Raw genomic sequence first — 554 nt, 5'->3', positions numbered from 1 at the left:
CCTGCAAGAGCTCATCGACGGGCCCTACACCGGCGACCTGCGCTTCTGCGCCCCGCAAGACGCCTTCCCCTGCAACTGACCCTGCCAAGCTGGCAGCTCGCTGGGCCCCTTCGCCCGGCCGTCGGGCTGTTGCATTGGCAGGCCCTAGCCGATGGCATGGGCCTTGATCGATGGGGCTCACCGAAAATCAACCATTCACCAATGCCTGCGCCGGGCTACGGCGCAACTGCATGAGCAAGATCATCGGCATCGACCTGGGCACCACCAACAGCTGCGTGGCCGTGATGGAGGGCAATGAGCCCGTGGTCATCGCCAACAGCGAGGGCAAGCGCACCACCCCCAGCATCGTGGCCTTCGTGGAAGGCGGCGAGCGCAAGGTGGGCGACCCGGCCAAGCGCCAGGCCATCACCAACCCGAAGAACACCATCTTCTCCATCAAGCGCTTCATGGGCAACAGCTACGCCGAATGCGAGAAGGAGATCGCGCGCGTGCCCTACGAGGTGGTGCGCGGGGACAACAACACGCCCCGCGTGAAGGTCGGCGACCGCCTCTAC

1 protein-coding gene is annotated in these 554 nt (G+C 65.5%); it reads left to right on the top strand.

Translation table 11 applies throughout. The annotated features are described in order from the left end of the window. Positions 1–230: 230 nt before the first annotated feature. Positions 231–554: Hsp70 family protein (locus tag ACK4TH_RS13120; RefSeq protein WP_409627069.1), on the top strand; the 324-nt coding region annotated here is incomplete at its 3' end.

It is taken from the genome of Tepidimonas sp., assembly GCF_046292505.1.
Taxonomy (GTDB): domain Bacteria; phylum Pseudomonadota; class Gammaproteobacteria; order Burkholderiales; family Burkholderiaceae_C; genus Tepidimonas.
This window is presented reverse-complemented; position numbering and strand designations above follow the sequence as displayed.